Source organism: Mesorhizobium sp. RCC_202, assembly GCF_041355295.1.
In the GTDB taxonomy this organism is placed as follows: Bacteria; Pseudomonadota; Alphaproteobacteria; order Rhizobiales; family Rhizobiaceae; genus Mesorhizobium.
In genome coordinates this window covers 106,529-120,046 of sequence record NZ_JBFUPO010000009.1, presented here as the reverse complement: position 1 = coordinate 120,046, position 13,518 = coordinate 106,529, and the positions used below count along the sequence as shown (strand labels likewise).

Here is a 13,518-nt window from a genome sequence, read left to right as displayed (position 1 = left end):
CAAAATCGGCGCCTGAACGATCCGCACGCATTGCTGAGATGGCTCAGCAAAATCAACGTCTTGCCATGACCATTTTGCCGCACCCGCCATCAGCCGAGTGGCATACGATTTGCTTTTTAACGATCGGCAGGCCGGCCCAGTCCGGCCATGCGTTGATGCCGCCCACATACGGCGTCCTAGCAACGAGAGGCACTGGAATGACCAAATACAAGCTCGAGTATATCTGGCTAGACGGATATGTCCCGACCCCCAGCCTGCGCGGCAAGACCCAGATCAAGGAGTTTGCCGAGTTCCCGACGCTCGAGCAGCTGCCGCTGTGGGGCTTCGATGGCTCCTCGACGAACCAGGCCGAGGGCCACAGCTCGGACTGCGTGCTGAAGCCCGTCGCCGTCTATCCGGATCCGGCCCGCACCAATGGCGTGCTGGTCATGTGTGAAGTCATGATGCCCGATGGCGTGACGCCGCATGCCTCCAACAAGCGCGCTACCGTCCTCGACGACGAGGGCGCCTGGTTCGGCTTCGAGCAGGAATATTTCTTCTACAAGGACGGCCGTCCGCTGGGCTTCCCCGAAAGCGGCTATCCGGCCCCGCAAGGCCCGTACTACACCGGCGTCGGTTTCAAGAATGTCGGCGATGTCGCCCGCAAGATCGTCGAGGAGCATCTCGACCTCTGCCTGGCCGCCGGCATCAACCATGAAGGCATCAACGCCGAAGTGGCCAAGGGCCAGTGGGAATTCCAGATCTTCGGCAAGGGCTCCAAGAAGGCCGCCGACCAGATGTGGATAGCGCGCTACCTGCTGCTGCGCCTGACCGAGACTTACGGCATCGACATCGAATTCCACTGCAAGCCGCTCGGCGACACCGACTGGAACGGCTCGGGCATGCACTGCAACTTCTCCACCACCTACATGCGCGAAGTCGGCGGCAAAGCCTATTTCGAGGCGCTGATGGCCCAGTTCGACAAGAACCTGATGGACCACATCGCCGTCTATGGCCCGGACAACGACAAGCGCCTGACCGGCAAGCACGAGACCGCGCCGTGGAACAAGTTCAGCTACGGCGTCGCCGACCGTGGCGCCTCGATCCGCGTCCCGCATTCCTTCGTCAAGAATGACTACAAGGGCTATCTGGAAGATCGCCGCCCGAACTCGCAGGGCGACCCCTACCAGATCGCTTCGCAGGTGCTGAAGACGATCTCGGAGGTTTCGACCGACGCGAAGGTTTCGGCCGCAGCCTGATTGGTTTGATGGCGTAGGCCACAAGGCCATTGAAGATAAAAAAGCCCCAGCAGGGAAACGCTGGGGCTTTTTGCGAGTCGATTGCAGGAATGGCTGGCCTGTCAGCCGGCAACCACACCACGCGCTTTCAGCGCTGCCACCACCCTGGCATGCGGCAGGGCAGGTGTGCGATTGCCGTCGCGGCCGATCATCTCGGTATTCGCGATGAGCGCATTGAGCACGGCCTCCTCGGTCGCCTGCACGACGGCGGTGTAGAAATCGTCCATGCGGCCCCAGGGAATGAAGTCCATATGGCTGTAGCTCTCCTCGCTCGGCGCGCCCTTCGGGAAGCGTCCGTTGAGCGCATCGCGGTTGGCGGTCGAGAAGGCTAGGAAGATATCGCCGGAGAAATGCGAGCCGGCCGTGCCGGTGCGCGCCAGGCCGAGCGGCACACGTCGCGCCAGCGCCTTGCATTGTCCGGGCAGCAGCGGTGCGTCGGTGGCGACGATGCCGATGCAGGAGCCGGCGCCGGTCGGGCCGCCGCTGAAATAGGCCTCCATCGGATTGTCATCGGCAAGCTCTGCACCAAGCGGCACGCCGGCGATGCCGAGTTCATTGCGCGAGCCGAAATTGGCCTGCAGGAAAACGCCGACGGTGTAGGACCGGTGGCCGTAGTCGACGATCCGCGACGCACTGCCGGAGCCGCCCTTGAAGGCATAGCAATTCATGCCCGTGCCGCCGCCAACGGAGCCTTCCTCGATCGCGCCGCCGGCGGCGTTGTCGATCGCTTCCATCGCGTGCTCGACGGTGACATGCGAGCCGTTGATGTCGTTGAGATAGCCGTCCCAGGTCTCGGCCACCACCGGCAGCAGCCATTGCTGCGCCACCTCCGGCTTGTTGCGCGCCGCCCAGTCGATGACCCCGCGATGGCAGGTACCGACGGCATGCGTGTTGGTGATCAGGATCGGCATGTTGAGGCTGCCGGCCTCTTCCAGCCATGAAGCGCCGGTCATTTCGCCATTGCCGTTAAACGAATGATAGCCGGCTGCGCAAGCGATGCCGACGCCATCGCGGCCGAGCGGCAGGATAGCGGTGACACCGGTGCGGACAGGGCCATGGCCAAGGCTGAGCTTGCCGTCGCCCTTGATCAGCGTCGCGTAACCAACGAGCACACCATCGACATCGGTGATGGCATTGGCAGGGCCGGGCGTGCCCGGCAGCGGGATGCCGAGGCCGCGGGCGCGCGTCTTGCCGGCCGGCGTGACGGTCGAGACTATGAGTTGGTCCATGCTTCAAAATGCTCCGTTGATGAAAGCCGGCTCAGCGAAGGCTGCAGCCTGTCGCGAGTTCGGCATAGCTGGTGAGAATTGCCAGAGCCGAGGATTGGTCGACGGCGGGCACGACGTTGACGAGATGCAGGCCAAGGCCGTCCTCGAGAACGACCAGGCTGCGGGCTATGACCTCGCTGGCGGCATTCAGCTTGAACGCTCCAGTGGCGGCACCCGCTTCAAGGATGCCGACATAGATCGCCACCTGGCGCTCGAACAGCGTGATGTGCCGCGCGGCGTAACTGGCGTCCGAACGCGAATAGGCGCCGAGCTCGAGCAACAGCCGGCAAAGCTGGTCGTCGGGGTCGGTCGGCAGGCCTGTGTCGATCATCGCCCTCAGCCGCAACCGGGGATCGGCGATCGCCGCGACGGAGGCCGCGCGCTGCGTGCAGAAGCGCTCGACGGCCTTTGTCTGCACGTCGTCCAGAAGCTCCTTGAGGCCCGGATAATAATAGAGCAGGGCGCTCGAGCTCATGCCGGCCTCGTTGGCGACGTCGCGCAAGGTGACGCCGGCAAGGCCGCGCCTGGCAATCATCGATTCGGCTGCCGCGACCAGCGTCAGGCGGCGATCGGTCTGTGTCTTGGGTCTGCCCATTTCGTTTCCTGAATTCAATTCAATTAAAACTGGCCTGCGGTTTTTTGCAAGCCGGCATATCGCATATTTGTTGACGGTATATGTCGACGCAGATAGGTTCCGCAGCGGATAGTAATTTTTATCCAATTAAAAAAAGGGGAGGACAATGTCCACAAACGAAGCCACGACAGCGGCCGTCGATAAGGCCGCGCCAACCGCCAAGGGCCTGGATCGCGCGCTCAACGCATTGGGCACGCTGATGATCGTGCTCTCGGCGGTGACGCCGGCATCATCGGTCTTCATCATCGTGCCCGGCGTCATTGCGCTCGCCGGCACCGGTTCATTCCTGAGTTTCGTGATCGCAGCCGTCATCGGTCTGTTCATGGCCTTCGTCTATGCGGAGCTATCGTCGGCCTACCCGATGGCCGGCGGCGAATACACCATGATCGGCCGCACGCTCGGCCGCTTCTGGGGTTTCGTCACGCTGGTGCTGGTCTTCGTGTCGATCGTGCTCATCGTCGCCGTCATCGCGCTCGGCGTCGGCACCTATCTCGGCGTGCTCATCCCCAATCTCAGCCCGCAATGGGTGGGCGTGGTGACGATCATTCTGGCCGGCGTGGTCGCGGCCATGCGCATCAAGCTCAATGCCTTCGTCACCGGCATCTTCCTCGGCATCGAGATGCTGGCGCTGCTGATCCTGACCGGGCTCGGCTTCACCCATGTCGAGCGGCCGCTCTCCAGCCTGTTCACCGCGCCGCAGCTGCTCGACGCCACCAGCAACGCGCTGGTTCCGGCCTCAGCCGCCATCATCCTGGCCTCCACCGCCGTTTCGCTCTTCGCCTACAACGGTTACGGCGCGGCCGCCTATTTCGGCGAGGAAACGCATGACGCCAGGCGCAGTATCGGCAAGGTGGTGCTGTGGGCGCTGGTGATCACGGTGGCCGCCGAGCTTATCCCGCTGACCGCCGTGCTGCTCGGCGCGCCCGATCTCGTCGGCCTGCTCGCCGCGCCGCAGAAGATCGAATATTTCCTCGAAGCGCGCGGCGGCCATTGGCTGACGGTCGCCATCAGCCTGGCGATCGTGGTCGCCATCTTCAACGCCGTCATCGCCATCATCCTGCAGGCGGCCAGGCTTCTGTTCAGCTCCGGCCGCGACAAGACCTGGTTCGGCCCGATCAACAACGCGGTCGCTTCCGTCCATGGCACTTATGCTTCGCCATGGATCGCCACCATCGTGGTCGTGGTGCTGGCAGCGCTTGCCTGCTTCATTGACCTCAATTTGCTGCTGGTCGTCAGCGGCACGTCGCTGGTGGTGATCTACGCGCTGCTTTGCGTCGCCGTCTTTGCCGGCCGCCGCAACGGCACGACATCGGGCGGGCATTACCGCATGCCGCTGTTCCCGATCCCGGCGATCCTCGCCTTCGTCGCGCTGATCTATGTCGCCTACCAGAACCTGCTCGACGCAGCCTTCGGCCGCCCGAGCTTGATCGCGACATTGGCGATCATGGCCGTTGCCGCGATCTATTTCCTGGTGTTCCTGGCGCGGCGCGCCGACTGGAATTTGCATGGTCCCGACGAGCTTGCGGGATAGGCGTCAGCCCTCCGACGTCCTGTCCATGCGAGAACCCCGGCGAAAGCCGGGGTTCTTTTTGTCATCGATGAGAAGAAGTTCGGTCGTCAGACCGAATAATACATGTCGAACTCGACCGGATGCGGGGTCATTTCGTAGCGCATCACCTCGGCCATCTTCAGCTCGATATAGGAATCGATCTGGTCGTCGTCGAAGACGCCGCCGGCCTTGAGGAAGCCGCGGTCCTTGTCGAGGCTCTGCAGCGCTTCGCGCAGCGAGCCGCAGACGGTCGGGATCTTCTTTAGCTCCTTCGGCGGCAGGTCGTAGAGATCCTTGTCCATCGGCTGTCCGGGGTGGATCTTGTTCTTGATGCCGTCGAGACCGGCCATCAGCAGCGCCGCGAAGCCAAGATAGGGGTTCGCGCCCGGATCGGGGAAGCGGACCTCGACGCGCTTCGACTTCGGCGACGAGCCGAACGGAATACGGCACGACGCCGAGCGGTTGCGCGCCGAATAAGCGAGCAGCACCGGTGCTTCATAGCCCGGCACCAGGCGCTTGTAGGAGTTGGTCAGCGGGTTGGTGAAGGCGTTGATCGCCTTGGCGTGCTTGATGACGCCGCCGATGAAGAACAGGCAGTTCTCCGACAGTCCGGCATATTCGTTGCCGGCAAAGGTCGGCTTGCCGTTCTTCCAGATCGACATGTGGACGTGCATGCCCGAGCCATTGTCGCCGAACACCGGCTTCGGCATGAAGGTCGCCGTCTTGCCATAGGCATTGGCGACCTGATGCACGACATATTTGTAGATCAGCATCTTGTCGGCGTTGCGAACCAGCGCGTCGAACTTGATGCCAAGTTCGTGCTGTGCGGCTGCCACCTCGTGGTGATGCTTCTCGACGCGCACGCCCATCTCGGAGAGCACGGTCAGCATTTCGGAACGCATGTCCTGGCAGGAATCGATCGGCGGCACCGGGAAATAGCCGCCTTTGATGCGCGGACGGTGGCCGAGATTGCCGGTCTCGTAGTCGGTGTCGTCGTTGGAAGGCAGTTCGGTCGAGTCGAGCCGGAAACCGGTGTTGTAGGGATCGGCCTTGTACTTGACGTCGTCGAACACGAAGAACTCGGCTTCAGGGCCGACATAGATGGTGTCGCCGATGCCTTCCGCCTTCATGTAAGCCTCGGCCTTCTTGGCCGTGCCGCGCGGATCGCGGTTATAGGCCTCGCCCGAGATCGGATCGAGGATGTCGCACAGGATGACCATGGTCGACTGGGCGAAGAACGGATCCATGTGGACAGTGTCGGTATCCGGCATCAGTACCATGTCGGACTCGTTGATCGCCTTCCAGCCGGCGATCGAGGAGCCGTCGAACATCACGCCGTCGGCGAACATGTCTTCCTCGACCTCGACGACATCCATCGTCACATGCTGCAGCTTGCCCCGCGGATCGGTGAAGCGCAGGTCGACGAACTTCACGTCGTTGTCCTTGATCTGCTTCATTATGTCTTTGGCTGTCGTCATGTCGTTTCTTCCCTGTGTGATGACGTCTGGAATGATTTGAAGCTTGCGGTCAGATGGCGTCGATGCCGGTCTCGCCGGTACGGATGCGCACGACTTCCTCGATGTTGGAGACGAAGATCTTGCCGTCGCCGATACGGCCCGTCTGCGCCGCCTTGCGGATCGCCTCGATGGCGCCTTCGACAGCCTCGTCGCCGAGCACAACTTCGATCTTCACCTTGGGCAGGAAATCGACGACATATTCGGCGCCGCGATAGAGCTCGGTATGGCCCTTCTGCCGGCCAAAGCCCTTGGCTTCGGTGACGGTGATACCTTGCAGTCCGGCCTCTTGAAGCGCTTCCTTCACTTCGTCCAGCTTGAATGGCTTGATGATCGCTTCGATCTTTTTCATGTAAAAAGTGGCCTCCACTGCCAAAAAGTCGGGTTATGAGCCCCGCTTGCGCCTCCATCAAGCACGAAGCGTGCCAATCCAAGGCCTGGAAGGCAGGGCAGGGCGATTCCAACCCCACGCCGCACCCCGACGCAAATTCGCGCCATCCACGGCACTGGATGCGTCACGGACGCCTGAACCTTGCGCATCGCTCCTCCTAAGGTCTGCGCAAAAAATAGGCATGCAGCGCAATTCGCAGGCAGATCTCCTCCCGGACACGTCCATCGTTGCCAGCAATATCGGATGCAACGGTTTGCTTCGAACCTGAAACTGGACAATGCTTGATCGCATGAAGATCGGCAATCCCATGCGTAATGAACTTCTTTCACCGGCCGAAATGGCCGAGGCTGACCGGCTGGCGATCGCGGCCGGACCGCTCGATGGCTATGGACTGATGCAACGCGCCGGCGAGGCGGTCGCTGCGGTAGTGCTGGCGCGCTACCCGGCTGCGACAAAGGTGCATGTGCTGTGCGGCCCCGGCAACAACGGCGGCGACGGCTACGTCGTGGTGCGGCTGCTGGCCGAGGCCGGCGTCGACGTGGCGATTTGGGCCGAGAGCGAGCCGCGGTCAGGCACTGATGCCGCGCTTGCTGCTGCTGAATGCACCCTGAAGCGACGGCCGCTGTCTGCCTTCACGGCGGAGCCCCACTCACTGGTTGTCGATGCTCTTTACGGTGCCGGGTTATCGAAACCGTTGTCAGGCGATGCCCGGAGCGCCGTCGAGATCGCGGCCAAGCTCGACCTGCCGGTTATCGCGGTCGATCTGCCGTCGGGCGTTTCCGGAGAAAGCGGCGATAGTCTTGGCACGGCATTTCGCGCCTCCGTCAGTGTGACATTCGCGCGCAAGAAACCTGGCCATTTGCTTTTGCCGGGTCGCGCGCGATGCGGAGAGATCGTGGTTGCAGATATCGGCATTGGCGACGATATCATCGCTCGCGTCGCGCCGCGCACGTTCGAAAACAAGCCGGCGTTCTGGCTCGGGGACTTTCCGGCTCCGGCAGTTGATACGCACAAATACAAACGCGGCCATGTCGGCGTTTTTTCCGGCGGGCCGTCGGCAACGGGCGCGGCGCGGCTAGCCGCACTTGCCGCCGCAAGAAGCGGGGCAGGGGCGGTGACCGTGCTCTCGCCGGGAAATGCCATGCAGGTCAATGCCGCGCATCTGACCGCGATCATGCTGCGCAAGACGGATGCGATTGAAGACGTACACGACTTTCTCGGCGATCGCCGATCGTCGAGCTTTGTCCTCGGCCCTGGCTTTGGCGTCGGCGACAGGGCGCGCAATTTCGCGCTCGCCGTGCTCGGCCGGACAAGGCAGGAAGGCGGCGTCGAGGGATTGATCCTCGATGCCGACGGCATCACGTCTTTTCGTAATGTCGGCTCGACGCTGTTCGATGCTGCCAGCAAGCCGGATGCTCCCGCGCTGGTCATGACGCCGCATGAAGGCGAGTTCGCCCGGCTGTTCCCCGACATCGCCGGCGATAAGACGCTCTCCAAACTCGCCAAAGCGCGCGCGGCCGCGCAACGCGCCAAGGCCGTCATCGTCTACAAAGGTGCAGACAGCGTGATAGCCTCCCCGGATGGTCGCGCGGCCATCAACAGCAACGGCGCCGCCTGGCTCGCAACCGCCGGATCGGGCGATGTTCTGGCGGGCATTATTGCCGGCCTGCTTGCCCAAGCCATGCCGGCCTTCGATGCCGCCTGCGCCGGTGTGTGGATCCATGCCGAGGCGGGCAGCCGTTTCGGGCCGGGACTGATCGCCGAGGATCTGCCGTTGGCAATGGTGCCGGTGCTGCGCGAATTGATCATAGGCCCGGGCTTCGGCGCGGCTCAGGACGAATAGCCTCCGGCGCCGCGCGCGCGGTTCGCGGTCCGCAACGTGTCTTCAAGCGCCTCGAGCACTTGGTCGGCACTGATGCCTAGTGTGCTCGCAATCCGGCTCGGCGTTGAAATCGGCGGCTCGACGAACCGGACGCCGCGGTTCACCGGGCAGCCCTCGAAGGCATGATTGGCCCTGAAGATAAGCAGGGTCGGAACGTCGAGCGCCGCAGCGGCATGTGCGGGGCCGCCATCCACGCCAAGGAACGCGGTCGAGGCCGCGATCTGGCACATGGCGTCGATGAGCTGCGGCGTCGACGTCAAGTCGACGACCTCCGGCACGGCGGAGCGGATCGTTCGGGCTGCCTCACGCTCGCGCGCCGCGCCGATGATCCAGACCGACCAACCGCGCTTGACGCGGTCCGCCGCGACCGAAATGAAGCGCTCGATCGGCCATGCCCGTCGATCCTCGAAGGCGGAGGCATATAGCGCAAGCACCGGCTTTGTCTGGTCGAGACCGCTGCGGCGGCGCCACTCCTCCAAGCGTTCAGGTGAAAGGACAAGCTTGGGTGCCGGCCAGCCCGCTACGGGCACATCTGCGCTGGCGAGCGTGGCGACAGCACAGACCTCCTCGTAGAGACGCGGATGCCTTTCGCCCAACAGCGGCAACTGCCGCCACCAGTCGGCTGGGAAGCGATTGAGCAGGCCGAACTGAAACTCTCGCGGATAGCCGATGCGTTCGGGTATATGCGCCAGCCAAGGTATAAAAGCTGCCTTCGCTGTGTTGGTCAGCAGATAGGCTGTGCCGTAATTCTCGGCGCGGAGTTCGTGGGCAAGGCGGCGACGGTCGGCCAGGCCGAGCTGGCGCTTCTTCTTGTTCAGCGTCCAGCTTTTGCGGACATGCGGCATAAGATCGGCGAGCGGCGCGGCGATGGAGGAGGTGACGACGTCGATCGGGCGTCCCGGGAATTTTTCGGCGATGATCTGGATCGCCGAGTGCGAGCGGATGAAATCGCCGATCGCCGGGAAGCTGACTACGAGGATCGGGCTCAAGATGGGTCCTGTTCGATTGGAAGGCGTCGCCCTTACAGCGGGATGTTGTCGTGCTTCTTCCAGGGGTTCTGCATGTCCTTGTTGCGCAGCATCCGTAGCGCGCGGGCAACGCGGCGTCTTGTCGAATGCGGCATGATCACCTCGTCGACATAGCCGCGCTCGGCCGCCACGAAGGGCGACAGGAACCGATCCTCGTAAGCTTTTGTATGCGCAGCGATTTTCTCGGGATCACCGATATCCTTGCGGTAGATGATCTCGACAGCGCCGCGGGCACCCATCACGGCGATCTGCGCCGTCGGCCAGGCGTAGTTCATGTCGCCGCGCAGATGCTTCGAGGCCATGACGTCATAGGCGCCGCCATAGGCCTTGCGGGTGATGACGGTGATCTTCGGCACGGTCGCTTCGGCATAGGCAAACAAGAGCTTGGCGCCGTGCTTGATCAGCCCGCCATATTCCTGCGCGGTGCCCGGCAGGAAGCCCGGGACGTCGACGAAGGTGACGATCGGGATAGAAAAACAGTCGCAGAAGCGCACGAAACGCGCCGCCTTGCGGCTGGCGTCGGAATCGAGCACGCCGGCCAGCACCATCGGCTGGTTGGCGACGAAGCCAACCGTGCGGCCCTCGACGCGACCGAAGCCGGTAACGATGTTCTTGGCAAAGTTTTGCTGGATTTCAAAGAAGTCGCCTTCGTCGGCGACCTTCAGGATCAGTTCCTTGATGTCGTAGGGCTTGTTGGCGTTGTCCGGGATCAGACGGTCGAGCGATAAATCATGGTCCGTCACGGACTGGTAGCATTCGATCTCGGGGATTTCGGCCGTGTTCGACGCCGGCAAAAGATCGACCAGCCGCCGCATCTGCAGCAATGCCTCGACGTCATTGTCGTAAGCGCCGTCGGCGATCGAGGATTTGGTTGTGTGCACGGAAGCGCCGCCAAGGCTCTCGGCCGTCACCGTCTCGTTGGTCACCGTCTTCACCACGTCCGGCCCGGTGACGAACATGTAGGATGTATCGCGCACCATGAAGATGAAGTCGGTCATGGCGGGCGAGTAGACGTCGCCGCCCGCGCAAGGCCCCATGATCAGCGAAATCTGCGGAATGACACCGGATGCCAGAACGTTGCGCTGGAAAATCTCGGCATAGCCGCCAAGTGCGGCCACGCCCTCCTGGATGCGCGCGCCGCCGGCGTCGTAAAGGCCGATGATCGGCGCGCGGTTGCGCAATGCCATCTCCTGGACCTTAATTACCTTCTCGGCATGCGCCTCCGACAGCGAACCGCCGAACACGGTAAAATCCTTGGCAAAAATATAGACCGGACGGCCGTTGACCGTGCCCCAGCCGGTGACGACGCCATCGCCGGCGATCTTGGTCTTCTCCATGCCGAAATCGGTCGAGCGGTGCTCGACATACATGTCGAACTCCTCGAACGAGCCCTCGTCGAGGAAGACGTCGATGCGCTCGCGGGCCGTGAGCTTGCCCTTCTTGTGCTGCGCCTCGATGCGGTCCTTGCCGCCGCCCATGCGGGCGGCTTCGCGGCGGCGCTCGAGTTCCTTCAGCACGTCTTTCATCGCTCGGTCCCTATGCGCGATACTTCTTGGCAGGCATTCGCCAGATATGGCAGAATAAGCCTATGAAGAACAACGTAGAAATATCCGAGGACTTAAACCGTCGGATCGAAATGTTGACCTCGCGCTCGACACTCACCCGCGATCAGATCATCGAGGACGCCCTGTCCCATGGCCGTTCGCTGGCGTGGCAGGAAAAGTGGATCGCCGGCGTCCAAGCGGGAATCGAGGCTGCCGACCGTGGCGACTTTGCCAACGAAGAAGAGATAGCGACGGTTCTCAACAAATACAGTCAGGCATGAGCCTCTGTGCGAATTGTCTGGACCCGACACTATCTGATCGAGCTTGCATCAATCGGCGACTACATCGGCCGACATAACCCACGAGCGGCTGCCCGGGTCGTCAACGAGATTCATTCAAAGACCGCCCGACTGCTCTCCGCCAACCCGTTCATCGGCCGAGTAGGCGAGATCAGAGGTACGCGTGAATTGGTGATTCCTGGCACGCCGTATATCGTCGCGTATCGAGTGAAGGAAACTCAGATAGAAATTCTGTTTGTTCAACACGGCGCCAGGAAATGGCCGGATGAAGTTTGAATTGATATTGCCGACTGCTCTCTAGTCGATTTTGCTGCACTGCAACATGATACCCCTTGCATTCCGGGGCGAACTCAGCCATATGCAGCCCATAGGCGCTTGGGCCGGGAGATTCCGGCCTTCTCGACAAATGAGACTGGTTGCGTCTGTTTTCCCTCTTTCCGGTATATCGGCCCCTCTTTCCGGTACATCACAAAGTGGCGAAAAGCCCCGTGGCATGATGCTCGCGGGCACGACAGCGCAGCCGAGTGGACGTTATCGTCCGCCCGCCTTGTCGTTTCATATGATTTTTTCGACGGCAGGTTGCGCCCTGCCGGCTTCGATGTTTGCGGCCACGGGCCGCGTGAAAGAAGACTATTTTGACCAACGAAAACACATTGCCCGGCAAGGACACAGCGGAACTCTCCGGTTTCGCAGCGCTGGGAATTACGGGTGCGCTGCTCAAGGCCACCCACAACGCCGGCTTCTCCGAGCCGAAGCCGATCCAGATGCAGGCGATTCCGCCGCAAATTGAAGGTCGCGACATTTTTGGCATCGCCCAGACCGGTTCCGGCAAGACGGCCGCCTTTGCGCTGCCGATCCTGTCGAAGATCATCGCGCTCGGCACCAAGCGTCGTGCCAAGACCACGCGCGCGCTGATCCTGGCGCCGACGCGCGAGCTCGCGGTGCAGATCGAGGACACCATCAAGATCCTCGCCAAGGGCGCGCATGTCTCGACCGCACTGGTGCTGGGCGGCGTCTCGCGCTTCAGCCAGGTGAAGAAGGTTGCGCCCGGCGTCGACATCCTCATCGCCACGCCCGGACGTCTGACCGACCTGGTGCGCGAGGGCGACCTCATCCTCTCCGACACCAAATGGCTGGTGCTGGACGAGGGCGACCGCATGCTCGACATGGGTTTCATCAACGATGTCAAGCGCATCGCCAAGGCGACCGCGCCTGACCGCCAGACGGCGCTGTTTTCAGCCACCATGCCGGACGAGATCGCCGAGCTGGCTAAGGGCCTTTTGAAGAACCCCGTCCGCATCGAAGTCTCGCCGCAAAGCACGGCAGCGGTAGAAATCTCCCAGGGTGTCGTCTTCGCCCGCACCAAGCAGAAGCGCCAGGTGCTGTCCAAGATGCTGGCCGACGGGGCCATGAAGTCCGTCATCATCTTTTCGCGCACCAAGCATGGCGCCGACCGGGTGACCAAGGACCTCGAGCGCGATGGCTTCAAGGCCGCCGTCATTCACGGCAACAAGTCGCAGAACGCGCGCCAGAAGGCGCTCAACGATTTCCGCGAGGGCTCGGTGCGCATCCTGGTCGCGACCGATATCGCGGCGCGCGGCATCGATGTCCCCGGCATCAGCCATGTCGTGAATTTCGACCTGCCGGACGAGGCGGAAAGCTACGTCCACCGCATCGGCCGTACCGGCCGCAACGGCATGGACGGCATCGCCATCACCCTTTGCGATCCGTCGGAAAACGCCAAGCTGCGCCAGGTGGAACGCATCATCCGCACCAAGCTGCCGATCGTTGCCGATCATCTCGGCAGCCCGGATCCGCAGCGTAATCCGGCTGAGAAGAACGAGCGTCATTTCGAGCCGACCGATCGCGAGCATCATGGCGGCCGCCGGGACGGGCGGCGCCCTGCCAATGGCGCCGGCAAGCAGCGGTTTGGCGGCAAGCCCGCCGGCGAGCGTCAGTTCGCTGCAAAGCCGCAAGGCGAACGCCCGGCTGGCGCCCAGCCGAATGGCGAGCGCAAGCCGGACGGGTTCAAGCGCTTCAAGGGCAACAACAAGCGCCGCTTCGGCGGCAAGCGCCCGGCGAATCGGGCAGCCTAAATCCCAGCAGGCCAGAGACTATAAAGAACGGCCGGA

General features: G+C 62.6%; 12 protein-coding genes. 6 read left to right on the top strand and 6 right to left on the bottom strand.

The features are described from left to right. Positions 1-197 precede the first annotated feature (197 nt). Positions 198-1,238 carry a glutamine synthetase beta-grasp domain-containing protein gene (locus tag AB6802_RS20890; protein WP_371012079.1) on the top strand — a complete coding sequence of 347 codons (1,041 nt, stop codon included), beginning with the start codon at positions 198-200 and terminating at the stop codon, positions 1,236-1,238. A 101-nt stretch (positions 1,239-1,339) separates the two neighbouring features. Here AB6802_RS20890 and AB6802_RS20885 read toward each other — a convergent pair whose 3' ends face one another. Both AB6802_RS20885 and AB6802_RS20880 read right to left on the bottom strand, forming a co-directional pair. After that, positions 1,340-2,506, bottom strand: coding sequence for a P1 family peptidase (locus AB6802_RS20885; protein ID WP_371012078.1), 1,167 nt, complete (start codon positions 2,504-2,506; stop codon positions 1,340-1,342). A gap of 31 nt (positions 2,507-2,537) precedes the next feature. Continuing rightward, a complete protein-coding gene (locus AB6802_RS20880) occupies positions 2,538-3,140 on the bottom strand; it encodes a TetR/AcrR family transcriptional regulator (RefSeq protein WP_371012077.1) in 603 nt (200 codons plus the stop codon). A 145-nt stretch (positions 3,141-3,285) separates the two neighbouring features. Here AB6802_RS20880 and AB6802_RS20875 point away from each other — a divergent pair, with 145 nt between their 5' ends. Beyond that, positions 3,286-4,710, top strand: a complete 1,425-nt coding sequence (locus AB6802_RS20875; RefSeq protein WP_371012076.1) for an APC family permease — start codon at positions 3,286-3,288, stop codon at positions 4,708-4,710. An 86-nt stretch (positions 4,711-4,796) separates the two neighbouring features. On the opposite strand, the gene glnA is transcribed toward AB6802_RS20875, so the two are convergent. Next, on the bottom strand, positions 4,797-6,206 hold the full coding sequence (gene glnA, locus AB6802_RS20870) for a type I glutamate--ammonia ligase (protein ID WP_371012075.1): 1,410 nt from the start codon (positions 6,204-6,206) through the stop codon (positions 4,797-4,799). Positions 6,207-6,255: 49 nt separating this feature from the next. Further along, positions 6,256-6,594, bottom strand: coding sequence for a P-II family nitrogen regulator (locus AB6802_RS20865; RefSeq protein WP_018428041.1), 339 nt, complete (start codon positions 6,592-6,594; stop codon positions 6,256-6,258). Between the two features lie 346 nt (positions 6,595-6,940). Between AB6802_RS20865 and AB6802_RS20860 the strand changes: the two genes are divergently transcribed. After that, the gene (locus AB6802_RS20860) at positions 6,941-8,476 is read left to right on the top strand and encodes an NAD(P)H-hydrate dehydratase (protein ID WP_371012074.1); all 1,536 of its coding nucleotides are present in this window, start codon (positions 6,941-6,943) and stop codon (positions 8,474-8,476) included. Here AB6802_RS20860 and waaF read toward each other — a convergent pair. Together waaF and AB6802_RS20850 are read right to left on the bottom strand one after the other, a co-directional pair. Continuing rightward, on the bottom strand, positions 8,464-9,504 hold the full coding sequence (gene waaF / locus AB6802_RS20855) for a lipopolysaccharide heptosyltransferase II (RefSeq protein ID WP_371012073.1): 1,041 nt from the start codon (positions 9,502-9,504) through the stop codon (positions 8,464-8,466). The genes AB6802_RS20860 and waaF overlap by 13 nt on opposite strands. Before the next feature lie 32 nt (positions 9,505-9,536). After that, a complete protein-coding gene (locus AB6802_RS20850) occupies positions 9,537-11,069 on the bottom strand; it encodes an acyl-CoA carboxylase subunit beta (protein ID WP_371012072.1) in 1,533 nt (510 codons plus the stop codon). Positions 11,070-11,131: 62 nt separating this feature from the next. On the opposite strand from AB6802_RS20850, the gene AB6802_RS20845 reads away from it, so the two are divergent. The 3 genes from AB6802_RS20845 (at position 11,132) to AB6802_RS20835 (ending at position 13,482) form a co-directional block, all read left to right on the top strand. After that, the gene (locus AB6802_RS20845) at positions 11,132-11,368 is read left to right on the top strand and encodes a transcriptional regulator (protein WP_371012071.1); all 237 of its coding nucleotides are present in this window, start codon (positions 11,132-11,134) and stop codon (positions 11,366-11,368) included. Between the two features lie 6 nt (positions 11,369-11,374). Further along, positions 11,375-11,662 (top strand): type II toxin-antitoxin system RelE/ParE family toxin, encoded by a 288-nt coding sequence (locus tag AB6802_RS20840; protein ID WP_371012070.1) that lies wholly within the window; start codon positions 11,375-11,377, stop codon positions 11,660-11,662. A gap of 359 nt (positions 11,663-12,021) precedes the next feature. Continuing rightward, positions 12,022-13,482: a DEAD/DEAH box helicase gene (locus tag AB6802_RS20835; protein WP_371012069.1), complete on the top strand. Its 1,461-nt coding sequence runs from the start codon at positions 12,022-12,024 to the stop codon at positions 13,480-13,482. The last annotated feature ends 36 nt before the right edge of the window (positions 13,483-13,518 follow it).

Excerpts from the sequence above, each read along its gene's own strand:
- AB6802_RS20850 (WP_371012072.1), bottom strand. The coding sequence starts at position 11,069 with ATGAAAGACGTGCTGAAGGAACTCGAGCGCCGCCGCGAAGCCGCCCGC.
- AB6802_RS20865 (WP_018428041.1), bottom strand. The coding sequence starts at position 6,594 with ATGAAAAAGATCGAAGCGATCATCAAGCCATTCAAGCTGGACGAAGTG.
- glnA (WP_371012075.1), bottom strand. The coding sequence starts at position 6,206 with ATGACGACAGCCAAAGACATAATGAAGCAGATCAAGGACAACGACGTG.
- AB6802_RS20845 (WP_371012071.1), top strand. The coding sequence starts at position 11,132 with ATGAAGAACAACGTAGAAATATCCGAGGACTTAAACCGTCGGATCGAA.
- AB6802_RS20860 (WP_371012074.1), top strand. The coding sequence starts at position 6,941 with ATGCGTAATGAACTTCTTTCACCGGCCGAAATGGCCGAGGCTGACCGG.
- AB6802_RS20875 (WP_371012076.1), top strand. The coding sequence starts at position 3,286 with ATGTCCACAAACGAAGCCACGACAGCGGCCGTCGATAAGGCCGCGCCA.
- AB6802_RS20885 (WP_371012078.1), bottom strand. The coding sequence starts at position 2,506 with ATGGACCAACTCATAGTCTCGACCGTCACGCCGGCCGGCAAGACGCGC.
- AB6802_RS20880 (WP_371012077.1), bottom strand. The coding sequence starts at position 3,140 with ATGGGCAGACCCAAGACACAGACCGATCGCCGCCTGACGCTGGTCGCG.
- AB6802_RS20890 (WP_371012079.1), top strand. The coding sequence starts at position 198 with ATGACCAAATACAAGCTCGAGTATATCTGGCTAGACGGATATGTCCCG.